This is a genomic window from Pseudomonas sp. SID14000, assembly GCF_002165135.1.
Classification (GTDB): Bacteria; Pseudomonadota; Gammaproteobacteria; order Pseudomonadales; family Pseudomonadaceae; genus Aquipseudomonas.
Map to the genome: position 1 here is coordinate 100,134 of NZ_NFZQ01000004.1, position 22,524 is coordinate 122,657.

Consider the following 22,524-nt stretch of genomic DNA (forward strand, 5'->3'; position numbering starts at 1 on the left):
CTTATACAAGTCAAACTAGTCGCATTTTGGCATTGTGCGCGATGGACATAGCCTTCGGCCACATTACTAATGCGTACAACAGGCTCAATACAAACTTTCACTACCCAACCCCACTGAATCACAGAGCTATCATAGCCCAACTAACGTACGCATCATGCAAGTCTATTCCCTCCACTACCCTTGCCAGCTTAGATTTTGTGAACCAGGTCAACCATGGACAAATACTCGGCATCAGCTTCACCAAAGTGGAGCTTCTCACGATGCTAGATATTCCATACTTCCATTGGCGTACAAAGGCTTTTGCGCCATTCAGGAAATCCACTCAGGGCCGATATAGTACAGATGAAATCATTGAAATCCACAAGCTATATCAGACCTTCATCCATGATTATATGGAAGAACTGGTTGCTTCGGTGAGCGTTATACAAGCCAAACAAACGCTAGACGTTCCGAAAAACCTAGTCATCAAACTCTACCGACTTGGCCACCTAAGAAAACTACAAAGCCAGTCACTTATACCAACCAGAATTTCACAAGACTCTCTCAAAATCATTCATGACAAATACATTTCCATTTGGGCAATTAGCAAATTACTAAAACTCAGAGTCGCGTCAATCCAAAAGGCAGTCATTGAAAGTGGGGCGTCATATCTCGCTCACCCTGGGGAACACACACCGTACCTCATTGAGAGAAACTCGCTTCCCATATTGCGAGAACACTTAACCCAAGTAAAACTCCACCCTGAAGCAAGCAGCTTGAGACTTGATGATAACTTAAGAATCTCAACTATAGATACAAATCAGAAGACACAACTCATCACATTCAAAGAAGCTTGCAAGCGCCTAGGCTGCCGAAAAGTAGACATGCACCTACTTGCCAACAGTGGGGTTTTCACAACATACGGGCGCAGAAATTTGCGCTTGCTGAAAGCAGCAGATATATCTTCATTCAAACGAAAATTCATAACACTAAGCAGTTTAAAAAGAGCCACCGGAATTCATGGAAATCAAATTATAGAAGTACTCAGTGAAATGGGCATCCTTTCAGCCACTTTCAGAGCCGGGGATTTTTCGACCACTATCGTCAAAAAGAGTGATGTCAAGAAAACTAACTTTCAAATTCCATACGAATATGCATCCACGCTTACAACCTACAGAAAAAACGGCAAATCCGTTACATTTAATAAAGCCCAAAAAGAGCTAGGCATAGGGAGACATGAGTTCTCCAAGCTCGCAAGAGACATTATTTACAGACGCCCTATCGTCTACCAAAGCACTTACTACAGAAGAGGTTTTTCTTTCGGCGAATTTGAAGAAATTAAAAAAACATTTTTGGAATCAATCCCACTTGACGCAATAATCAAAGAATGCGGAATACCAAAATCTCGAATACTTTCACAATTCAAAATCATTCGAAACAAAGAGATACTCCACCTTAATAAAATTGCCAACTTAAGAAAAAGCTTCGCAACGGACATATTTTTTTATTATAGTAACTACATATCTATAAACGCAGCCGCGAGCAGGATTAATATTTCACCACAGTACCTTTTAAAAATATTGTCCCAACACCCTGACCCCAACCCTTATCTAAAGAATACGCCATCATTTAAATGCCTGAGCGCTGGACACTTTGATTTTGCATATAAACTTGCTCGCAATCTTCCCGAAAATTTCTCGGGCCCAGTTAAGCCAACTTAAGACAAACCTTCCCCTCCATTCAGTGTCTTTTCCCTCCGATAAACAAAACCAAACTCACCTGGCAAAAAACCTTTTTTTTTCAAAAAACTTGATAAAAAATTAACTTAGCACTGATCCAACGCTTCTGGCAACGCCCTACCAGAAGAGGCCGTTTTCAATGACGTTTGAAGATCAACGCCAGGAACCTTGCGCTCGCTGATGCCCAAGCATCGTGGCCGCCATTGACGGCCACCTTTTGAATCCGACCAGAAAGAGAATTCAGCCATGTCGATAGATAACAGCCTTATCGGATCCGTCATCAACGCCTTGCCAATGGACCGCATGATTGCAGGCCCCCTGCAGGCCATGGTCCAGGCCCAGGTCACCGCCAGCAAATCCTACGCCGACTTCCTGATGCAGGTGTGCGTCCAGGACGGCAAGGCCGTGGCCATCCAGTTTGACTACGACGAAACCATCGTCGATGAACAAGGCGAATACAAGGGCGTGGTCAGCAAGACCATGAAAGTGCCGCTTGTAGCAGCCATCACCCACCCGAACATCGCCATCGAAGAAGGTAATGTCGAGTTCGAGCTGGTCATCAACCAGATGTCGGAAGACATCTCCAGCAAGGACATGGACGCCGAGGCGACCGGTTCGCTGGGCTGGGGGCCATTCAGGCTGAACGTGAAAGGCAGCGTCAGCCACAAGTCCACGCAAACCCGCAAGACAGACACCCGCGCCCGCTACGCTTTCAACACGACCTTGAAGCGCCAGGAGCCGCCTGAAGCGATGATGCGGGTAATCGACTTCCTGACCGATGCCGCGACAAAGCCAACCGTCGTCAAAACCGCCACACTGGACAGCCAGGACGAAATTTCCCAGGCAGATACCTTGAAGAACCCTGCGGCCGACGGCACTCCTGCCCCTGGTGCCGGCACCCCTTGAGACGCGCATCCCTGCCCCGAACAGCCCCCCTGACCAGCATAAAGGGGGGCACCACCTGGCCTGAGGAGTCGAATCATTGGATAAATCCCCCGCCCCCATGACGTCCATCGACCTGCGCGAAATCACCCGTGGCCTGCAGGAAGCCGCCAGCGCTACCAACAGCCTGATCGCGCAGCAGTACATCAACCTGTTCGACCAGTTCTTCGAGTGCGACACCGAGGCGTTGGGCGCCCCCATGAAAGCCAAGATGGTCGAAGTGGCCATGGACGGCCAGCACATCATGCGCGTGCCGCTGTTCGCATTGGTATCGCCCAAAGGCCTGGCGCTTGAGCGCATGCAGGTCGACCTGTCGGTAAGGGTCAAAGGCACCGAAGCACAACAGGCACTGTTGACCGCAGGCGAAAACAAGGCCGCGAGCTTCAAGGTCACCATCGGCGGCCAAGGCCGTCAGGGGGAGAGCCGTGACCCCGATGAAGTGCAGATCCGCATGCAGTTCCAGGCCAGCGAACCACCAGAAGCCCTGAACCGGCTGATCGAGGAATACACCAGCCTGATCATCCCGGTACGTGCCCCCACCCCGCCGCCCTCACCCGATACCAATGAGTTCATCGAGGCGGCCACCGTCCGTTGACGGCCGCCCCGCGCCGGTTCAGAAGTCGCGTTTGTAGAAGATGTCCAGTGAGCTGGCCAGCCCACTGGCGGCTTCGAGGTAGACCTTCTTGCTCAGCTTGTAGCGCAACGCAATGGTGTTGGCGGGCTCGAACACCCCCACCCCATAGCGCAGGCTCAGTTTCTCGGTGAGGTTACCGCTGGCGACCACGCTGGTGGTATTGCCCGAACCTTCGGTGTCCAGCTGGAAGTCGTCGATGCCCAGGCTCGAGGCCAGGCTGCCGGTGATGCCGGCGCTACCCGCCAGGCCCAGGCCCAACGCCGCTTCGGCGAGCATGTTGTTGTCCTCGCCGGAGGCGCCCAGAGGCCGTCCCAGTACCAGGTACGACAGCGCCTGTTCCTGGCTCATGGCCGGCTCCGAGAACACTTTGCTGGTGGGCTGCTCGGCACTGCCGCTCAGGCGGATACCGGCAATTACGTCGTCGACCTTGCGAATCGCTTCAATGTCCAAATACGGCTGGTCGATCGGGCCTGCGAACAGCAGCCGTGCACGGCGGATGGTCAGGCGCTGGCCGTAGGCACGGTAGCGGCCATCGGCGAGGCTCAGCTCGCCACGGGTATCGAGGTTGTCGCCGATGTGCACACGGCCAAGCAGGTTGGCCTTGAGGCCAAAGCCACTGAACGACAGCTTGTCGCGGCCCACTTCGACATCGATGTCCATGGCCATTGCCATGGGTGGCTTGCCCTCTTCGGTCTGGTGGCCGACGATCACCGTGTCATCCGAAACCTTGACGGTGGACGGCGGCAGTTCACGCACGGTGATAGTGCCCTTGGGCACCTGGACCTTACCGGTCACCGCCAGCTTGTCATCGATCAGGCGCAAGGTCAGGTCCGGGGCGACCTCCAGCGTCGCATAAGGCTCGACCGTGACAGGCAGTTGCTGGCCCTGCAGGCGCAGGTCCATGCCCAGTGCCTGGCCCCAGGTGAGGTTGCCACTCAGCTGGCCACGCCCCACCTCGCCACTGCGCCAGCCGCCATTTAGCTGTACCTGCTCACCGGCAATCAATGCCTGCAATGACAGGTCCTCAAGGCTGACCGGCAGCTCGGCGCCACTGACTTCGCCACCGCTGAGCATCAGGTTGCCGTTGACCTGCGGCGCCAGCAAGGTGCCCGACAGCCGGCCACTGCCATTGAGCTGCCCGGCGAGGCGCTCGACCATCGTCACGAACGGGCGCGCCACTGACAGGTCGAGGCCGACCAGGCGGAAATCACCCGACAGCGGCTTGTTCTTGCCCAGTGGGTCGAGGCGGGTGTTGACGTTCAGCTCGCCCAGACGCTCGCCGCGGAACGCCAGGCGGGTATCGATGCGCCGTGGCGCCAGCGTACTGTCCAAGCGCAGGGCTTGGTACGGGAAGTCGACCCAGCGCTCCTTGTCGCGTACGCGCAGGGTACCGCCACTGGCATCGACGACGATGTTGCCCTTGGGGCCGCTGGCCGGGATGTCCAGATTGATGTCGGCATTGAGCAGGCCCTGCCAGGCGAAGTCCTTCGGCAGCCACTGGGCCAGGCTGTCCAGCGGGAACTGCTTGAGGTGGTAGCGCAAGCGCGGCTCAGGGGCCAGGCGCTGGTCGTCGCCACACAAGCTGGCCTGCCCGGAGCGCCAGCAGTGCGCAGCAAAGTCCAGTTGACCGCTGGCCAGCCGCTGCAGGCGCGCCGGTGCCTGCAGTTGCCAGTCCTGGCCTCCGGCCTGGATCCGCCCACTGGCCAGGCGCCCACGCCAGTCGCCCTTGCTCAGTTGGCCATCCAGGCCGAGGTCGAGCTTGAGTTGCGGGCCGTCCAGCGCCAGGGTCAGCGCTTGCTGGCGAATGTCGCCCTTGCCGTTGGCCTGCAAGGTGCCCAATGCCGTATCACCCAGGTGAATGCCACTGGCCTTCAGCTCGATCACGCCGCGCTGGGCGTTGTCCAGGCGGGCGTCCAGGTCCAGCTGCTGCAGACGGTTTTCCGCCTGGGCCAGCCGCTGGCCCTGCAGGGTCAGCGTACCCTGCGGAGCCTGCAAGGTACCGGCGACGTCCAGCCGGCCCTTGACCTGGCCCTGCAACCTGGGCCACAACTGGCCCAGGCGCGGCAGGTCGAGGTCGAGCCGCCCGGCCAGGCGTTGCTGCAAGCTGCCACTGCCATTGATACGGTTATCACCCAACTGGACTGCCAAGGCGCCCAAGGTCCAGTTCTGCCCTGCCCCTTGAGCCTCCACCTTGAGCGTTGCCGGCTGGCCGCGCAGGCGGCCTTTCAGGTCAAGCTGGGCATCGAGGCTCAAGGCGTCGCCTTTCATCTCGCCCTTGCTGCGCAGCGGCCCTGCCAGGGTACCCGGCAGTTCGGCCAACCAATAGGCCGGGTCGAGCGCCGACAGCTGCAAGTCGACATCCCAGGCCAGGTTATCGGCAAAGCGCACGGCGACACTACCGGCGGCCTTGCCTTGCCCGGCGGTCAGCGCCAACTGCGGCAGTTTCACCTGGCTCAGGTCACCTTCGAACGGGCTGGCCAGGCTGAACGCGCCGGCCGGGCCATCCAGGTCGCCATTGAAGGAGCCCTGGTAGTTGCCATCGCGATAATGCACCTGTGCCATGAAGCGCTTGAGCGTGACCTCGGGCGGCGCCTCAAGTTGATAAAGGCGCAGCCACGGGAAATCCTGCCAGTCCAGTCGGGCATCGGCGACCAGACCTTGCTGCCAGTCAGCCGTGGCTTGCAACTTGACCCGCTGGGTATCGCTGGCCTTCAGGTCCAGGGCATCGAGCCTGGCGCCTTTGCTGTCGACCACCCCGGACAACAGCAAGGCGATCGGCGACTGCTCGGCCGGCAGACTGGCCGCCCCCGACAGTTGATAGCCCTGGAGCAGGTCGCCGCTGGCATCGAGCTTGAGCTGGTTGAACTGCAGGGTATTGGGTAACGAGCCTGCCGGCTTGAATGCCTCGGAGCGGATCTGCAAGGTCGCCGGCAGGTGCTCGGCCAACGCCTGCACTTGCCCGTTCAGCGTGGCATCAAGGTAACCGCTGCTGGCGCCGGCAAGCTTCAGGGTTTTCTGCAACTCGCCGGTAGCGGTCAGCGCCAGCTGCCAGGGTTTGCCGTCTACCGCAGGCAGTTGCAGTTGCGCCTGGAGTTGCAGCGGCCATTCAGCCTCGGGTTGCAGGTCACCCTGCAGGTTCAATTGCAGTGCGTCGCGCTGCAAGTGCAGGCTGTCGATGCGCAGCCCGGTGTTGGTCCAGTGCGCCGCCAGTTGCAAGTCGCCAAGCAGATCACTGCCATCCAGCCGCAATTGGCCAACCTTGACCTCACCCAGCTCGATGGCTAGCGGCAAACGCAGGGCCGGCAACTGCAGCGGGCCACTGTCGGCCGATTCGGCACTGGGTGCAAAGGCCATGTCGATGCGCTGCGCCTGCAACTGGTCAATGCACAAGGCAGAGCGCAGCAGGCATGCAGGCGACCAGGCCAGCAGCGGTGCCTGCACCTCTACCGTGCTGTTACCATCGGCCCAGCTCAGCCGGCTGGCCTGCCAGCTACCTGCCAGGCGGCCCTGGAAGTCAGTCACGTCGAGCCCGGGCACTTTACCCAGCACCCAGCGACTGCCAGCCTCGGTCCCCAGCAGCAGGCCGAGTGCCAGGCCCAGGCTCGCGACTACCCCGAGCAGGCCCGCCAGAATGTACTTGATCATGCGCTTCACAGCTCAGGCCCCATGGAAAAGTGCAGGCGAATTCCCCCTTCATCATCCAGCGCCTTGGCCAGGTCCAGGCGCAGCGGCCCGACTGGCGACACCCAGCGCACACCAAGACCGACACCGGTCTTGAGGCTTGGTAGCTCCAGGTCGTTGAACGAGTTGCCCTGGTCGACGAAGGTTGCCAGCCGCCACTTTTCGGCCAGCGAATACTGGTACTCGACACTACCGGCCACCAAGTAGCGCCCGCCAATGCGGTCACCGTCGCTGTTCTTCGGCGACAGGGTCTGATAGTCATAGCCACGCACGCTCTGGTCGCCACCGGCGAAGAAGCGCAGCGACGGTGGAATGTTGTTCTTGAAGCCATTGGTCGCGCTGCCGCCGAACTGCACCCGGCCAAGCAGACGGTGGTCATGGCCAAGCGTGGTCAGGCCCTTGAGCAGCACGTTGCCATGCAGCAGGTTGGTGTCCGAAACCAGCCCTTCCTTGGCCGCCTGGACATCGAACTGCAGGCGGTAACCATTATGTGGGTCGATGCGGTTGTCGCTGCGCAGGAAGGAGAAACTCACCCCCGGCATCAGCAGGTTGCTCAACCCGGAGTCATCACCCAGGCGGTACTCCTCGCGCTGGTACTTGAGGGAAATCACCCGCTGCCAGCCGCTGGGCAGCTTGCTGTGCCATTCGGGGCCCACCGTCAGCAGTTTGCTGAGGGTGTCGGTGCCGGCAATTTCTTCGTTCTGGTAGCCGCCAGCAAAGCGCAACTTGTCGGTCAGCGGCGGGTCGAGGGGGATGTCATACCACAGGCCGACGTTCTGCCGGGGCGCCGACAGTTCGGTTTCCCAGCCGTAGCTATGGCCTTGCGGATTGACCCAGTGGCGGGTCCAGTTGGCCTTGCCGCGTGGCCCGACGTCGGTCGAGAAGCCCAGGCCCAGGCCCATGGTGCGCGGCTTGCGGGTTTCCAGGCGGACATCGACGGGGACTACTTCGCCCACTGCGGCGGTGGGCGCCGCATCCACGCGCACGCCTTCGAAGTAGCCGCTCGATTGCAGGTCATTGTTCAGTTCGGCAATCAGCTCAGAGTCGTAAGGGGTACCTGGCTTGAACGAGACCATGCGCTGCAGCAGGTCGTCGTCCAGCGGCGTGTCGCCACCGAAGGTAACGGCGCCCAGGCGATAGCGCGGGCCGCTCTGGTAAACCAGTTCGATATCGGCCACGCCAGCCTGGGGGTCTACCGCCAGGCGCTGGCGGCTGAAGCGCCCACTGAAGAAGCCATAGCGTGACGCCTGGTTCTGGATCAGCCGCTTGGCATCTTCGTAATGGCCGTGGTTGAGTTGTTCGCCTGCACGCAGGGCCTTGCTGTCGGGTACGCGAAAGGCCTTCATCTCGCTGGCCGGGCCTTCAATGCGCACGGTCACGTTGCGCAGGCGTATCGGCTCGCCGGGGTCGATGGTGAGGATCAGTTGCGGGGAACGGTCAGCCTCGCTGGCGGGCCTGACCTCGGTATCGATCTGCGCCTGGTAGTAGCCAAGTGCCTGCGCGGCTTTGCGCGCCTGCTCCTGGGCGCCGCGACTGAAGCGCAGCAGCGCTTCTTCATCGCGGTCGCCAAGGGTACCGATATAGCCTTCGACATTGGCCTTGAGCGCCTTGTTGGCCGGCTTGACCTTTACCAACAACTCGCTCTGGCCCCATGCTGCGAAACTGGCAGCCCAGATAACCAGGCCCCAGGTCAATCTTCCTGAATACGTCATGCGGCGCATGCTACCAGAGCCGGGCGCTCAAGGGAGCAGCCGCGCTGCCTGCTCAGGCAAAAGCGGAATTGGACGAGACCGGGTTGGGATGGAAGAACACCCTCTCCCGGATTGGTCCTACAGCTACCTCGCCAATTTCCTCATAGCCCTGGCGCTGGTAGAACGCTAGGTAGTGCTCGTTGCCGGTGTCCAGCACTACACCTTGGGTGCCAGGGTCGTCTGCACACCAGTCATGCACAGCTTGTAACAATTGCTCGCCGTAGTGCTTGCCCTGAAATTGCGGGTGCACGCCCAACAGCGGCAGCACATGCACCTTGTCGGTGGGCAGGCAACTGGCCAGGGCGGCCTGGTAGTCCATGTAGCGGCGCGTACAGCGCAGGCCAGTGCCCAATATCATGCGCAGGCGCCAGGCCCAGCTGTCGGCCACGCCCAGCCGGCGCAGCGGCGGCACGATCAGGGCGAGAGCGATCAGGCGGTCCTCCAGCAGCAGGCCGATGGCGGGCAGTTGCAGGTAGAAGTGCTGGCGTACCCATTCGCGCACCATCACCCGCAGCCGCCGCTCATATCCTGGGCGCTGGGCCTCGAAGATATAGGCGAAGGTGGGTTCGTGACGGTAGGCGTTGTACAGCAGCGAACGCGCCTCGCGGCTGTAGCCATCATCGAGCAGGCAGACACGGGCCGGAGCGGCAGTGGTTTCGGGCATTGCGGGTAGTCCTCCTGGAATGGGCATACAGTGCCTTGGAGGTGCCTCACCGCGCATCGTTCACCCCCTGGCAAGGACGTTAGCAGCAGGCTCCCGAAGCCGCCATGCTGGTGATGGCAGGCGATGTCGGCTAGCATCGCGCCTTTTACCGGGATTATCTTTCCATGAAGATCGTCTGTTTCAACATCAACGGCCTGCGGGCCCGCCCGCACCAGCTGGCGGCGCTGATCGAAAAGCACCAGCCGGACGTGATCGGCCTGCAGGAAACCAAGGTCAGCGACGATCAGTTCCCGCTGACCGATGTGCAGGCGCTGGGCTACCACGTGCATTACCACGGCCAGAAAGGCCACTATGGCGTGGCCCTGCTGTCGCGCCAGGCACCGCTGAGCCTGCACAAGGGCTTTGCCAGCGATGAAGAAGATGCCCAGCGCCGCTTTATCTGGGGCACCTTCGCCGATGCCGATGGGAACCCGATCACCATCATGAACGGCTACTTCCCCCAGGGTGAAAGTCGAGACCACCCCACCAAGTTCCCGGCCAAGCAGCGCTTCTACAGCGACCTGCAGACGCTGCTGGAGGGCCAGTTCCGCAACGACCAGCCACTGCTGGTGATGGGCGACATGAACATTTCGCCGCAGGACTGCGACATCGGCATCGGCCCGGACAATGCCAAACGCTGGCTCAAGACCGGCAAATGCAGCTTCCTGCCCGAAGAGCGCGAGTGGATGGAACGTTTGAAAGGCTGGGGCCTGGTGGACAGCTTCCGCCATCTGTACCCGGACGTGACCGACCGCTTCAGCTGGTTCGACTACCGCAGCCGCGGCTTCGAGGACGAGCCCAAGCGCGGCCTGCGCATCGACCTGATCATGGCCTCGCAGCACCTGGTGCCGCGGATCAAGGATGCGGGTGTGGACTATGAACTGCGCGGGATGGAAAAGCCGTCGGACCATGCACCGATCTGGCTGGAGTTGAGCTGAGTTTAGTGGTGGGGCCACAAGGTGCATGCCTTGGATCTTGTATTGACTGTGAGATCGAGCGCCGCCCGCGCGGCGCTTCGCGGGGCAAGCCCGCTCCCACATCTGTTTCGGGCCAATTATTCCTGTGCCAGGTGGGTTGCAGCCTTGGTGCATGGCTGGAGATGGATGAGGAGCAGTTGCCCACCCTTGATATCGAATGGAACAAACAAGGCGGACAGAGGTGACCTCACAGGAGTGACTGGCCCGAAACAAATGTGGGAGCGGGCTTGCCCCGCGAAGCGCCGCGCGGGCGGCGCTCGATCTCACAGGCACCACAAAGCCCAAGGCATGCACCTTCCCCCCACTCACAACCCCGACCGCAACGCCTCCCCCACCCCCGCCCCGCGCACATCGTCGGCCGCGCTGACCAGGGCAAAGTTGTAGGCCCCATGCGACCAGTACCGCGCCTCCAGCTGACCATCCACCCGCTGCCCGTCCGGCATGCGCCGGTACTGATCCCCCGGAGAGCGCAGGAACAGGCTGATGCGCTGGCCCTTGCCATCCTCGAACACCAGCAACGCCGCCGGCCCCTGCTCATTGCTGAGCAGGCGCGCGCCCACCGGTTTGAAGCCGTAGCCCGCGAGGTCCGGCAACTGGCCCACGCGGTTGAAGTGGCGCCCCAGCCAGTCGCGCAACTGGCCCCGGTCGCTGGCCTGAATATCCAGTGCCGCACTGCCGGCAAACAAGCGGTGCGCCTGGACGGCATCGGCCATCGGCAGATCGGCACGTGCCAAGGTGGCATCGCGCACCTGCCAACCGCCCAGGCCACCCACGCCCAACGCCAACAAAAACACCGCCGCCGTGGCCCAGCGCCGCTGGCGGCGTTGGCGCAATTGCCGGCGCAACTGCCCCAGGTCCAGCTGCGGCGCCCCAGGCACTTCGCCAAACCCGGCCAGCGCCGCACGCAGGCGGCGGGCATCGGTACGCCAACCTTCGACCTTGGCCGCTGCCTGCGGGTTGGCCACCAGCCAGGCCTCTACCTCGGCACGGCGGCCAGGCTGCAGACGCTCGTCGACGTAAGCATGCAATTCGTCTTCGCTGGGGATCAGGCGCGTCATTTCAGTCTCCGCAAGGCTGGGGGCTGGGGGTTGCACTCGGTCAGTTCGCGCAAGGCATTGCGGGCGCGCGACAGGCGCGACATCACAGTGCCGATGGGGATGCCCAGGGCCTGGGCGGCCTCCTTGTAGCTCAAACCTTCGATGCTTACCAGCAGCAACAACGCACGTTGCTCTGCCGTGAGCCGAGCGAACGCCTGCAGGTCGGCCTGGGCCAGGACAATGGCCTCGAGATTGCCGCCGACCGGCTCGTCGTCACGTTCGGCACGGCCGAACCAGGACAGCCAGCGGGCATGCAGGCGGTCGCGGCGCTTACCGTCGAGGAACAGCCGATAAAGGATGGTGAACAGCCAGGCCCGCAGTGCATCGGCATCGCGTTGCTGGTCGCGCCGGCTCAAGGCCCGCTCGACCGTGGCCTGCACCAGGTCGTCGGCACTGCCCGGCTCGCGGGTCAGCCATACGGCAAAGCGGCGCAGGCGGGCCAGCAGCTCGCGCCACTGGTGGTCGTCCAGATCATGCATGGCAAAGTCCCGGCCTCTGGGGTTGTCAGTGTAAGAGGCAGACGCCTGTGAGGAAATTCTATTCCCTTTGATGGAATAAGTTATTCCCAGCGCCGTCGTACCGGCACCTTCACTGAACTGGACGATGACCATGAACTCACCCCTGCACGGCCCAGCCAAGGCCCTGCGTCTGGCTGCCATCGGCGCCGTGATGCTGGCCGCAGGCGCCGGATTTGCGTATGCCGCCGGATGGCTCGGCGAAACCCGGCTGACCCCACAGCGCATCATCGACACCTTCGAAGCCCAGGCCGGGCATTACCCGGGATATCGCAAGAACCACGCCAAGGGCTTGTGCGTCAGCGGCTACTTCCAGCCCAGCGGACAGGCCGCCAGCCTGTCCACGGCGCGGGCGTTCAGCCAGCCACGGGTGCCAGTGATCGGCCGTTTCGCCATCGGCGGCGCCAACCCGTTCGCGCCGGATACCGGCATACCGGTGCGCAGCCTGGCCATCGAGCTGAGCACCGACGACGGGCAGGTCTGGCGTACCGGCATGAACAACCCGCCGGTGCTGGCAGTAAGCACGCCACAAGCCTTCTATGAGCAGGTGCTGGCGGGTGCGCCAGACCCGGCCACCGGCAAACCGGACCCAGGCAAACTGAAAGCGTTCTTCGCCGCCCACCCGGAGAGCGCGGCGTTTCGCCAATGGGCGGCGAGCTACAAGCCCAGCAACAGCTTCGCCAGTACGCAGTACCACAGCATCAACGCCTTCCGCCTGATCGACGCTGGCGGCGCGGCCCACCCGGTGCGCTGGCAACTGGAGCCGCAAACAGCGTTTACCGCCCTGCCTGCCCAAGTCGATGACAAACAGTTCCTGCAGCACGACCTGCAGCAACGCCTGGCCCAAGGTCCGCTGCGCTGGACGCTGCGCCTGGTGCTGGCGGAACCTGGTGATGCGGTGGACGACCCTGCCAGCCCCTGGCCTGCCGAACGGCGCAGCGTGGACGCCGGCACGCTGGTGCTGGAACACGCCGACGGCCCCGAGCAAGGGGCCTGCCGCGACCTCAACTTCGACCCGCTGATCCTGCCCCGGGGCATCCAGGCCTCCGCCGACCCGATCCTCGCCGCCCGTTCGGCGGCCTACTCGGAATCCTTCAACCGCCGCAGCCGTGAATCGCTCGGCACCGGAGCCCGCCCATGAAAACCGACGTCTTCCACCCCCTCGCCCGCCTGTTGCACTGGCTGATGGCCGTGCTGATCCTGGCCATGTTGTTCATCGGTGTGAGCATGGTCGCCGACCTGTCGCCGCGCCACCCCGTGCTGATCGGGCTGCACAAGGCCACCGGCCTGGCCCTGCTGGTGCTGGTGTTGCTGCGCATCGGCGTGCGCCTGGCCCTGCCCCACCCGGCCCTGCCGCGCGACCTGCCCACAGTGCAACGCTGGGCCGCCGGGGCCTCGCACCTGCTGCTCTATGGCCTGATGCTGGCCATGCCGCTGCTGGGCTGGGCCATGCTGTCGGCCGGTGGTTACCCACGCCCGCTGGGCTTGCCGGCCATCGCCCCACATGACTTGCAGTTGTACGCCGTGCTGCGTCAGGCCCATGGCTGGGCTGGCTACCTGCTGTTCGCCACGGTGCTGGTGCATGTGGGTGCGGCTTTGATGCATGCGTGGGTGCGCCGCGACGGTGTGTTGCGTAGCATGTGGCCTGGCCCACTGCGTCGCAGCGAATGAGTCACGGCAGCCCAGGGGCTCGACAATCGATAATATTTCTCAACAAGATCGCCTTTCTATCTGCCGTACAACCCTGGACTGCCCTATGAACGCCGCAAAGGATCCTGCCGCCCTTACACCCGCCAGCACCCTGGACTTGCGTCCCCTGCTGGTGGCCAACATGGCCTGCACCATGTCGATGATGGCCTTCGTCGCCCTGATCGGCCCGATCGCCCGCCAGCTCGGCATGGCCACGTGGCAGGCCGGTGCCGCCGTAACCGTGGCCGGCGTGGTCTGGGTGCTGCTGGCCCGGCCCTGGGGGCGCGCGGCGGACCGCCTGGGCCGCCGGCGCATCCTGCTGCTGGGCAGCGCTGGCTTCACCTTGGCCTACTGGCTGTTGTGTCTGTTCGTCGAAGGCGCGCTGCGCTGGCTACCGGGGGCGAGCCTGTCTTTCATCGGCCTGATGGTCGCGCGCGGCTGTATCGGCGCGTTCTACGCTGCCATCCCGGTGGGCTGCAATGCGCTGATCGCCGACTATGTCGAACCGCAACGCCGGGCCCGGGCCATGGCCTCGCTGGGAGCGGCCAACGCCGTCGGCCTGGTGCTTGGGCCGGCGCTGGCGGCGCTGCTGGCGCGGCATAGCCTGAGCGTGCCGTTCCATATCATGTCGCTGCTGCCGGCCAGTGCCTTCCTGGTCCTGCTGTTTACCCTCAAGCCGCAGGCGCTGCCGCACAGCCACGCTCCCAGCCCGGTGCGGCTGAACGACCCGCGTCTGCGTCGCCCCTTGCTGGTGGCGTTCAGCGCCATGCTCAGCGTCTCGGTGTCGCAGATCATCGTCGGTTTCTTCGCCCTCGACCGCCTGCACCTGGGCCCTGCCGAAGCCGCCCAGGCCGCTGGCATCGCCCTGACCACGGTGGGCGTGGCGCTGATTCTGGCGCAGGTGCTGCTGCGCCAACTGGAATGGCCACCGCTGAAGATGATCCGGGTCGGCGCCACGGTTTCGGCCTTGGGCTTTGCCTGCAGCTCGCTGGCCACCACGCCCCTTTGGCTGTGGGTTTGCTACTTCGTCGCAGCGGCGGGCATGGGCTTTGTCTTCCCGGCGTTTTCGGCGCTGGCGGCCAATGCCATGCACGCCTCCGAGCAAGGCGCCACGGCCGGCTCCATCGGTGCCGCGCAAGGCATGGGCGCAGTGATCGGGCCACTGGCCGGCACCTTGGTATATGCCGCCGATCCACGCTTGCCATTCCTGGCTGTAGCTGCGCTGTTGCTGCTGGTCGGGTTATGGCCGATGCCCCGCGAACAGCGGGTCTGACAAGCACAGCGCGCAAGCGTGCAGAGTGTGTTTTAATGCGCATCGCTCATTATTTTTGACACCTCTGATTACAAGGCGGCTATGGACACGGGGACGCGACTCAAACTGGTGCGTGAACGCAACAACCTCTCCCAACGGGAACTGGCCCGCCGCAGCGGGCTGACCAATTCGACGATCTCGCAGATCGAGCAGAATCGCGTCAGCCCTTCGGTCAGCTCCCTGAAAAAATTGCTCGAAGGCATTCCGATGAGCCTGGCGGAGTTCTTCAGCTTCGACGAGCCGGTGCGCGAAGAGCGCTACGTGTTCCGTGCAGGTGAACAGCCAGACCTGGGCCGCAATGGCCTGCGTATGCTGCTGGTCGGCGCCAGTGTCGAAGGCCGGCAGATGCGCATGCTGCGTGAACTGTACGCACCGGGCGCCGACTCGGGCGAACCGATCGTGCATGCCGAGGGTGAGGAGTGTGGCCTGGTCACCCGCGGCACCGTCGAGTTATGGGTCGATGGCCAGGTGAGCGTGCTCAACTCGGGCGACGGGTATTACATCCCCACTACCCTGCCGCACAGTTTCAAGAACATCGGCCCGGACGAGGCCGAGATCATCAGCGCCAACACCCCGGCTAACTTCTGATTGCTTTATGCAAGGGGATGGCACCGGCTTTGCCGGTGTTCGCGGCTGAAGCCGCTCCCACAGGGAACGCGCCAACCCTGTGGGAGGGGCGCCTTCAGGTAATGCTGTCGACACCCTGACGCAGGGCCTCTTCGACAAAGTCCAGGCGGTCCTGGCCGAAGAACATCGCGTCACCGACGAAGCAGGTCGGCGCACCAAAAACCCCGCGCTCCACTGCCTCTTCGGTCGCGTGCCTGAGCGCGGCCTTCACCTCGTCATCACCCGCCAGCGCGTGAAATGCCTGCGGGTCGAGGCCGCCCTGGCTGAGCGTCTTGTCGAGGACGGCGCTATCGCCGAGGTTACGGTGCTGCACAAACAGCCCGTTGAACAGCACCGCCACTAACGCCTCGAACCGCTCCGGCGAACGCAGCTGGGTGCCCATTGCACCGCGCATCAGGGTCAAGGTATTGACCGGAAACCCCGGCGGCAACTCTAACGGAACCCCATAGCGCGCGGCGAAGCGCGCCAGGTCGGTGAACATGTAACGGCCCTTGGCCGGAATCATCACAGGCGACGCGTTGCCGGTGGCCTGGAAAACCCCACCCAGCAGCATCGGCCGGTAGCGCAGCGTGGCACCCTGGCGGGCACACAGGCCTGGCAGTTGGGTCCAGGCCAGGTAGCTGGCCGGGCTGCCCAAGTCAAAAAAGAAATCGACAGTCTTGTGCATGGTTACGGTCCTTGCTTGGCGAAAGAGGTTTACCAGCGTTCCATCCAGGGGCGCAGGTCCAGCTCGAAGGTCCAGGCGTCTCGGGGCTGGGCGTGCAGGAACCAGTAGCTGTCGGCGATATGGGCCGGGTCGAGGATGCCATCCTGGTCCTTGAGGGCGTAACGCTCGGGAAAACTGTCACGGATGAAGGCGGTGTCGATCGCCCCGTCCACTACCACGTGGGCGACATGGATGTTCCGCGGCCCCAGCTCGCGCGCCATGCTCTGGGCCAGGGCGCGCAAGGCGTGCTTGGCCCCGGCGAATGCCGCAAAGCCCGCCGCGCCACGGGTGCCGGCGGTGGCACCGGTGAACAGTATGGTGCCGCGCTCGCGCTGGACCATGCGCCGGGCCACCGCCTGGGCGGTGAGGAAGCCGGCAAAACAGGCCATCTCCCAGATCTTGAAGTATTTGCGTGGGGTTTCCTCAAGTATGCTACAGGGCACATTGGCACCGATATTGAACACAAACGCTTCGATCAGGCCGATATCACGCTCGATGGTTTCGACCAGCGCCGCCACCTCGTCCTCCTTGCGCGCATCGGAGCCAAACCCGTGGGCCTGACCGCCGGCAGCGCGGATTTCGTCCAGCAGCGGCTGCAACTTGTCAGCCTGGCGCCGGGTCACACAGGCAATGTAGCCTTCGCGGGCAAAGCGCTTGGCGATCTCACCACCGGTGGCATCCCCCGCACCTATCACCAGCACTACTTTTTGTTGTTCTGCCATGCCTGCCTCCATTGGTAAATGATCGTTTAGTAAACGAACGCTATGTTATGATCGCCGCCACCGTCAAGCCCGCCTGCAGAGACAAGTGAATGCGCTACACCAACGAACACAAGCAGCAAACCCGTGAGCGGCTGCTGGCCAGCAGCGGCGCCCTGGCCAAACGCGGGGGCTTTTCCAGTACCGGCGTGGCCGGGCTGATGAAGGCGATCGGCCTGACCGGTGGTGCCTTCTACAACCATTTCCCGTCCAAGGACGACCTGTTCACCGAGGTAGTGCGGCAGGAACTGTGCAACAGCCCGCTGGCACGCCTGGCCAACCAGAAGGCCAGCCGCGAACGCCTGGGCCGTTGCCTGCAGCAGTACCTGAGCCTGGCCCACCTGCACAATGCCGAAGGCGGCTGCCCGCTGCCGCCATTGGGGGTGGAGATTGCCCGTGCCGAACCCCCGGTACGCGCAGTGGCCGAGCATTGGCTGGTGGAACTGCACCAGGCCTGGAGCGCCATCCTGGAGGACGACGAATTGGCCTGGGTGCTGATCAGCCAGTGCGTCGGCGCCTTGCTGGTCGGGCGCATGCTGGCCACTGAAAGCGTGCAGTCGCAGGTACTGGACGCCAGCCGCCACTTTGTCGAGAAGGCCCTGCATGAAGCGGATTAGTCTACTGCTGGGGCTGCTGCTGAGCCTGCCTGCACTCGCCGAACAGGCTTGCCCACCAGGGCAGTACCAGGTGTGCCTGATGGGGTGTTTCTGTGCGCCCATCGACCCCGGGCAGGCCGGGCAGATTCTCAAGGACGTGGAAGTCCTGGCTTCGTCCAGCCTGACATACGCCTTGCACCAGGCCCGCGACGAAGCCACCGCCAGCGGCGTCGAGCCGATCCCGTTGCATATTCGTGCGCAACTGGAACCCTGGTACGACTTTGCCGTGCTCGACGCAGCGCGCTTCCGGGTGGGTGACGAACAGCAGATGAGCGCGGCCAATGCGCTGCTGCAGAACCCCGACGTAAACGCCGTGACGCTGATCGACACGATCATCTTCCGCCGCCCCGCCGATGCCGAGGACAACGTGGCGTTGTGGGCACACGAGCTCAAGCACGTGCAGCAGTATCAGCAGCTGGGTGTGGAAGAGTTCGCCAGGCGCTACACGCGCAACTACGACGACCTGGAGGCGCCGGCCTACAAGATCGAGGCCGAGGTAAGCAAGGCGCTGCGCGAGCGCACTTCAGGGCAGGCAAGATAGCAACAGCGGCGCTTTACCCTGTGGGAGCGGCCTTGTGTCGCGAAAGGGTTGCGCAGCAGCCCCCGGAGTTCGGCGTGGGGCATATATTGCCGGGGCCGCTTTGCGGCCTTTCGCGACACAAGGCCGCTCCCACAACCGTTACGCCGCCGAAGCCTCTTCAGCCACCTGCTCACGGCTGGCATAACGCTGCGCCAACACCGCACAGACCATCAGCTGGACCTGGTGGAACAGCATCAGCGGCAGGATCATCGCGCCTATGCCACTGCCGACGAACAGCACCTGGGCCATCGGCACCCCGGTGGCCAGGCTCTTCTTCGAGCCGGCGAACAGGATGGTAATGCGGTCCTCCAGGTCAAAGCCCAGCAACTTGCCGAGCAACCGGGTACCGTACAGCACCACCGCCAGCAAGATCCCGCACACGGCAAACAATCCAGCCAGGTGCTGCGGCGATACCGTGTGCCACAACCCGGTGACCACCGCCTCGCTGAACGCGGTGTAGACCACCAGCAGGATCGAGCCCTGGTCCACCACCTTGAGCCAGCGCGCATTGCGCTTGACCCAGGCACCGATCCAGCGCCGGGCGATCTGCCCAGCCACGAACGGTACCAGCAGCTGCAGGGTAATCTTCAGCACTGCATCCAGGCCAGAACCGGTATCACCGCTGGCCCCCAGCAACATCATCACCAGTAACGGCGTGAGGAAGATGCCCAGCAGGCTGGATGCCGCCGCACTGCAAATGGCTGCTGGCACGTTACCACGCGCCAGCGAGGTGAAGGCGATGGCCGACTGCACGGTGGCCGGCAAGGCACACAGGTAGAGCACGCCCAGGTACAGCTCGTTGCCCACCAGCGGCACGAACAGCGGCTTGAACGCCAGACCCAGCAGCGGGAACAGCACGAAGGTGCAGGAGAACACCAGCAAGTGCAGGCGCCAGTGCCCGGCCCCGGCGATGATCGCCTCGCGTGAAAGCTTGGCGCCGTGCAGGAAGAACAGCAGGCCAATAGCCAGGTTGGTCAGCCAACCGAAATACACCGCGCCATCGCCCCAGCAAGGCAGCATGGTGGCAATCAGCACCACCCCGAGCAAGGCCAGGGTGAAATTGTCGAATAACATTCGCAAATACTTCATCACAGTTTCCGTCTTGTCATTGTGCAAGGGCAGACGATAAGGTCCTCGGCTTTTCGCCGCTAACGCCGGAACCCCCACCGGTATCGCTCAACGGACATGCCCCAGTAAAGGACCCGCCCATGATCCTCTCTCGCCTGGCTGCACTGGCAGCCGTCACCCTCATCCTGGGCCACAGTGCCGCCCAGGCCGACGACCAGTTGCAGGCCAAGGTCGACCAGATCATCCGCCCGTTGATGCAGGAGCAAGGCATCAGCGGCATGGCGGTGGCGATCTACGCTCGAAACTACGCGCATTACTTCAGCTATGGCGTGGCCAGCAAGGCCGACAATGTGCCGGTCAGCCGCGACACGCTGTTCGAGATCGGTTCGCTTAGCAAGACTTACACCGCCACCCTGGTCGCACTGGCCAGTGCCGAAGGCAAACTGGACCTCAATGACCCGGCCAAGCGCTATCACCCGGCCCTTGCCGGCACGCCCATCGGCGACGCGAGCGTGCTGGAGCTGGGTGCCTACAGTGCCGACTGCCTGCCGTTGCAGTTCCCGGATGCAGTGCAGACGCCGCAGCAGGTGGTCGATTTCTTCCGTCACTGGCAGCCCCGCGCCAAACCTGGCACCCAGCGCTGCTACTCGAACCCCAGCCTGGGCTTGTTCGGTGACCTGGCCGCCCGCGCGCAGCATCAGCCGTTTTCCACGTTGATGAGCGAGGGGCTGCTGGCAAAAATGGGCCTGGAAAACACCTATCTGCACGTCCCGGCCAGCGCCCAGGGGCTTTATGCCCAAGGCTACGACGGTGCCGACAAACCGGTGCGTGTCGGCCCCGGCCCTTACGCCGACGAAGCCTATGGCATCAAGACAAGCGCCAGCGACCTGCTGCGCTATGTGCGTCTGCACATGCAGCCGGAGGGCCTGCCTCCCGCGCTGGTGCAAGCCACCGCCATTACCCAGCAGGGCTACTTCCAGGTCGGCGCCATGACCCAGGGCCTGGGCTGGGAGCGTTACCCCTACCCAGTCACGCTGGGCACACTGGTCGATGGCAACAGCCCACGGCTTATCCGTGAACCGGTGGCAACCACGCGCTTGCAACCAGCCCTGCCCGCGCTGCCGGCAGCTTGGTACAACAAGACCGGCTCGACCAATGGTTTCGGCGCCTACGCCGCATTCGTGCCCGCCGAACAACTGGCCGTGGTGTTGCTGGCCAACCGAAATTACCCGAATGAAGCCAGGGTGCACGCAGCCTTCGACATTCTGTCCGGGCTGTAGTGCCGGCAGCGATTGTCGAACAAAACGACAGGATGTAGTGAGCATAAATTTTCACTACAAAGTGGTTGACGCCGTTCATCGCCCTTGGGCATGATGAAGTCGTCTCCCCGATCGGGAGCGGTGGCAAGGGTGTTCCAGGCGGCCTGCGCGGTAACGCAGGCCGTCCGTGGAGAGGGAAACTGTCCAAAAGGCAGCGTGAGAAAGCCCCTGTTGCGATGCTGCTGTAGCAGCGTTGGTAGTGCGCTACACCGTGATAGCGCCAACTGTGAAAAATCACCTACGAATGGGTAATGGGGGCTTTATGATGAACTTGAACGACAATCCGACTATCGACCAATTGGCTCAGCTGTTCGCCGTACGCAAGGACAGCCTTGACGACCACCTGCTGTGGGTCAGCCAGTCCGGTGAAGTGCGCCTCGACCGCTTGCCACCGAACACCGTCGAAGATGAATTCGAAGAGCACCTGCCCAGCATGCGTGCACGCTTCAAGGTCTACCGCCGTGGCCAAGGCTATGTCGGCAAGAAGGCCGCCGCCGACACCGAGTTCGTTGGCCGCGTCCTGCAGACCCTGCAACAAGAATGGCCCGCTGCCCGTGAGCAGCAGGCAGTCAAGGTGATCGAACCGCTCAACTGAGGGTTCCCACCCTTACCTGAGCCCGGCCCGCATAGGCCGGGCTTTTTCATGCCTGGCGCCGCTGGCTGCGGGGTTCCGGCAGCGGCAAGGCGCCGGTTGCCAGCGCCCGGGCGCGGTCAACCCCCCACACCAGGGCGCGTGTCATGGTCTCGCCTGGCCGTGCAGGGTAATACTCCTCCAGCAATGCCCGCCCATCTCGGGCATACAGCCCCAGGAACAGTTGAGTCGCACCCAGGCGCGACAAACGTACCTGCACATCCAGCGTGGTGCCGTCACTGAGTGCTTCGTCGTGGCAGCGGCTGTGCAACTGGGCGTCGGCCCACTGCCAATAGGTCTCTTCCCTGACTCGCATGAGCATTCAATCCTCCGTTGCTGGAATGCCGCGTCAGAAAACCACAGCCGTGACCATCCGGCGAGCGCTACCCGGCAATACCATGAGGCGGATCAAGAAACAGCAATAAAAACCCCGCCATTCGGCGGGGTTGTGCTGGAGCGGGATCACTTCTTCAGCGGAACCCGCGGCATGAAGCGGCCTTTTTTGCTGCGCTGCAGGTGTGCAGGCTGGAGCTGTTCGGAATCATCCAGCGTCATGTGGGCGAAGCCCAGGCGGAATACCGCCTGGCCGCAACGCACCTGGCTGTTGATCGGGAACGCGTCGTTCAGGTCTTCGAAAAAGGATTCGCTCATGCCCTGTCTCCCTCCAGTGGCGGACGCGCCGGCAACCAGAACAGTTGCCTAGCTAAACGCGACCAGTGAAAGTGAGACTAGCTGGTCATTTGCAGACCGCCCAGGCTGAAGCCTTGGAACCGACCAGCGGCAGACGCTCTACTTCAGGCGCACCGCCGTGCCGGTAGCAAATACCACGACCATGCCGCCCTGTACGGACGGCATGCTGATCTCGAAATCCACCCCCACTACCGCATCGGCTTGCAACTGGCGTGCCCGCGCCTTCAATTCCTCGGTGGCCTGTTCCCGAGCTTCGCGCAGTGCGCTTTCCAGGGTTTGCGAACGGCCACCGAAGAAGTCGCGAAAACGTGCAAAGAAATCGCGCACGAAGTTGATACCCTGCACCGATTCGGAGCTGACCACGCCCAGGTATTCGGCAATCGGGCGGCCTTCAAGCTGGCTGGTGGTGGAAATAATCATGGGGGTGCGCTCCATTGGCCTGGCAAAAGAGGCCGATTCTAACAGAGCGC

23 protein-coding genes are annotated in these 22,524 nt (G+C 62.6%); 12 read left to right on the forward strand and 11 right to left on the reverse strand.

What is annotated here, in order from left to right:
* Positions 1 to 197 precede the first annotated feature (197 nt).
* The 3 genes from CAY82_RS25885 to CAY82_RS07345 all read left to right on the forward strand — a co-directional run bounded on the left by CAY82_RS25885 (position 198) and on the right by CAY82_RS07345 (position 3,255).
* The gene (locus tag CAY82_RS25885) at positions 198 to 1,700 is read left to right on the forward strand and encodes a hypothetical protein (protein WP_140399089.1); all 1,503 of its coding nucleotides are present in this window, start codon (positions 198 to 200) and stop codon (positions 1,698 to 1,700) included.
* A gap of 264 nt (positions 1,701 to 1,964) precedes the next feature.
* Complete coding sequence (locus tag CAY82_RS07340; protein ID WP_087500617.1) at positions 1,965 to 2,624, forward strand: DUF2589 domain-containing protein; 660 nt, start codon at positions 1,965 to 1,967, stop codon at positions 2,622 to 2,624.
* 76 nt (positions 2,625 to 2,700) lie between these two features.
* Positions 2,701 to 3,255: a DUF2589 domain-containing protein gene (locus CAY82_RS07345; RefSeq protein ID WP_087500618.1), complete on the forward strand. Its 555-nt coding sequence runs from the start codon at positions 2,701 to 2,703 to the stop codon at positions 3,253 to 3,255.
* An 18-nt stretch (positions 3,256 to 3,273) separates the two neighbouring features.
* Here CAY82_RS07345 and CAY82_RS07350 read toward each other — a convergent pair whose 3' ends face one another.
* Genes CAY82_RS07350 through CAY82_RS07360 form a run of 3 tightly spaced genes read right to left on the reverse strand, consistent with a single transcriptional unit; the run spans position 3,274 to position 9,390 of the window.
* Positions 3,274 to 6,948, reverse strand: a complete 3,675-nt coding sequence (locus CAY82_RS07350) for a translocation/assembly module TamB domain-containing protein (RefSeq protein WP_087500619.1) — start codon at positions 6,946 to 6,948, stop codon at positions 3,274 to 3,276.
* Positions 6,945 to 8,687 (reverse strand): autotransporter assembly complex family protein, encoded by a 1,743-nt coding sequence (locus CAY82_RS07355; RefSeq protein WP_087500857.1) that lies wholly within the window; start codon positions 8,685 to 8,687, stop codon positions 6,945 to 6,947. Before CAY82_RS07355 ends, CAY82_RS07350 begins: the two co-directional genes overlap by 4 nt.
* A gap of 52 nt (positions 8,688 to 8,739) precedes the next feature.
* The gene (locus tag CAY82_RS07360) at positions 8,740 to 9,390 is read right to left on the reverse strand and encodes an N-acetyltransferase (protein WP_087500620.1); all 651 of its coding nucleotides are present in this window, start codon (positions 9,388 to 9,390) and stop codon (positions 8,740 to 8,742) included.
* A 164-nt stretch (positions 9,391 to 9,554) separates the two neighbouring features.
* Between CAY82_RS07360 and xthA the strand changes: the two genes are divergently transcribed.
* Positions 9,555 to 10,367, forward strand: a complete 813-nt coding sequence (gene xthA, locus CAY82_RS07365) for an exodeoxyribonuclease III (protein WP_087500621.1) — start codon at positions 9,555 to 9,557, stop codon at positions 10,365 to 10,367.
* 344 nt (positions 10,368 to 10,711) lie between these two features.
* On the opposite strand, the gene CAY82_RS07370 is transcribed toward xthA, so the two are convergent.
* Together CAY82_RS07370 and CAY82_RS07375 are read right to left on the reverse strand one after the other, a co-directional pair.
* Positions 10,712 to 11,464, reverse strand: a complete 753-nt coding sequence (locus CAY82_RS07370; RefSeq protein WP_087500622.1) for an anti-sigma factor — start codon at positions 11,462 to 11,464, stop codon at positions 10,712 to 10,714.
* Entirely contained in the window at positions 11,461 to 11,982 is a 522-nt protein-coding gene (locus CAY82_RS07375; protein WP_087500623.1) for a sigma-70 family RNA polymerase sigma factor, read from the reverse strand. Before CAY82_RS07375 ends, CAY82_RS07370 begins: the two co-directional genes overlap by 4 nt.
* Positions 11,983 to 12,106: 124 nt before the next feature.
* Here CAY82_RS07375 and CAY82_RS07380 point away from each other — a divergent pair, with 124 nt between their 5' ends.
* The 4 genes from CAY82_RS07380 (at position 12,107) to CAY82_RS07395 (ending at position 15,607) form a co-directional block, all read left to right on the forward strand.
* On the forward strand, positions 12,107 to 13,159 hold the full coding sequence (locus tag CAY82_RS07380) for a catalase family peroxidase (protein ID WP_087500624.1): 1,053 nt from the start codon (positions 12,107 to 12,109) through the stop codon (positions 13,157 to 13,159).
* On the forward strand, positions 13,156 to 13,689 hold the full coding sequence (locus tag CAY82_RS07385) for a cytochrome b (RefSeq protein WP_087500625.1): 534 nt from the start codon (positions 13,156 to 13,158) through the stop codon (positions 13,687 to 13,689). The genes CAY82_RS07380 and CAY82_RS07385 overlap by 4 nt, the downstream gene beginning before the upstream one ends.
* An 85-nt stretch (positions 13,690 to 13,774) precedes the next feature.
* Positions 13,775 to 14,980, forward strand: a complete 1,206-nt coding sequence (locus CAY82_RS07390; RefSeq protein ID WP_087500626.1) for an MFS transporter — start codon at positions 13,775 to 13,777, stop codon at positions 14,978 to 14,980.
* An 81-nt stretch (positions 14,981 to 15,061) separates the two neighbouring features.
* Positions 15,062 to 15,607: a cupin domain-containing protein gene (locus CAY82_RS07395; protein WP_087500627.1), complete on the forward strand. Its 546-nt coding sequence runs from the start codon at positions 15,062 to 15,064 to the stop codon at positions 15,605 to 15,607.
* A 94-nt stretch (positions 15,608 to 15,701) separates the two neighbouring features.
* Here the strand turns inward: CAY82_RS07395 and CAY82_RS07400 are convergent, their stop codons facing one another.
* On the reverse strand, positions 15,702 to 16,313 hold the full coding sequence (locus tag CAY82_RS07400) for a 2-hydroxychromene-2-carboxylate isomerase (RefSeq protein WP_087500628.1): 612 nt from the start codon (positions 16,311 to 16,313) through the stop codon (positions 15,702 to 15,704).
* A 29-nt stretch (positions 16,314 to 16,342) separates the two neighbouring features.
* Positions 16,343 to 17,074, reverse strand: coding sequence for an SDR family oxidoreductase (locus tag CAY82_RS07405; RefSeq protein WP_087500629.1), 732 nt, complete (start codon positions 17,072 to 17,074; stop codon positions 16,343 to 16,345).
* Positions 17,075 to 17,163: 89 nt separating this feature from the next.
* Between CAY82_RS07405 and CAY82_RS07410 the strand changes: the two genes are divergently transcribed.
* Together CAY82_RS07410 and CAY82_RS07415 are read left to right on the forward strand one after the other, a co-directional pair.
* Complete coding sequence (locus CAY82_RS07410) at positions 17,164 to 17,727, forward strand: TetR/AcrR family transcriptional regulator (protein ID WP_087500630.1); 564 nt, start codon at positions 17,164 to 17,166, stop codon at positions 17,725 to 17,727.
* A complete protein-coding gene (locus CAY82_RS07415) occupies positions 17,714 to 18,307 on the forward strand; it encodes a DUF4157 domain-containing protein (RefSeq protein ID WP_087500631.1) in 594 nt (197 codons plus the stop codon). Before CAY82_RS07410 ends, CAY82_RS07415 begins: the two co-directional genes overlap by 14 nt.
* Before the next feature lie 138 nt (positions 18,308 to 18,445).
* Here the strand turns inward: CAY82_RS07415 and CAY82_RS07420 are convergent, their stop codons facing one another.
* Positions 18,446 to 19,435, reverse strand: coding sequence for a bile acid:sodium symporter family protein (locus CAY82_RS07420; protein WP_087500632.1), 990 nt, complete (start codon positions 19,433 to 19,435; stop codon positions 18,446 to 18,448).
* Between the two features lie 119 nt (positions 19,436 to 19,554).
* Here CAY82_RS07420 and ampC point away from each other — a divergent pair, with 119 nt between their 5' ends.
* Together ampC and CAY82_RS07430 are read left to right on the forward strand one after the other, a co-directional pair.
* Entirely contained in the window at positions 19,555 to 20,694 is a 1,140-nt protein-coding gene (gene ampC / locus CAY82_RS07425; protein WP_087500633.1) for a class C beta-lactamase, read from the forward strand.
* Positions 20,695 to 20,995: 301 nt separating this feature from the next.
* Positions 20,996 to 21,328 carry a hypothetical protein gene (locus CAY82_RS07430; protein ID WP_087500634.1) on the forward strand — a complete coding sequence of 111 codons (333 nt, stop codon included), beginning with the start codon at positions 20,996 to 20,998 and terminating at the stop codon, positions 21,326 to 21,328.
* Positions 21,329 to 21,374: 46 nt separating this feature from the next.
* Here the strand turns inward: CAY82_RS07430 and CAY82_RS07435 are convergent, their stop codons facing one another.
* The 3 genes from CAY82_RS07435 to CAY82_RS07445 form a co-directional block, all read right to left on the reverse strand.
* Positions 21,375 to 21,686 (reverse strand): hypothetical protein, encoded by a 312-nt coding sequence (locus CAY82_RS07435; protein WP_087500635.1) that lies wholly within the window; start codon positions 21,684 to 21,686, stop codon positions 21,375 to 21,377.
* Between the two features lie 140 nt (positions 21,687 to 21,826).
* Entirely contained in the window at positions 21,827 to 22,015 is a 189-nt protein-coding gene (locus CAY82_RS07440; protein WP_087500636.1) for a hypothetical protein, read from the reverse strand.
* A 138-nt stretch (positions 22,016 to 22,153) separates the two neighbouring features.
* Positions 22,154 to 22,474 (reverse strand): YbjQ family protein, encoded by a 321-nt coding sequence (locus CAY82_RS07445; RefSeq protein ID WP_003258990.1) that lies wholly within the window; start codon positions 22,472 to 22,474, stop codon positions 22,154 to 22,156.
* Between the last annotated feature and the right edge of the window lie 50 nt (positions 22,475 to 22,524).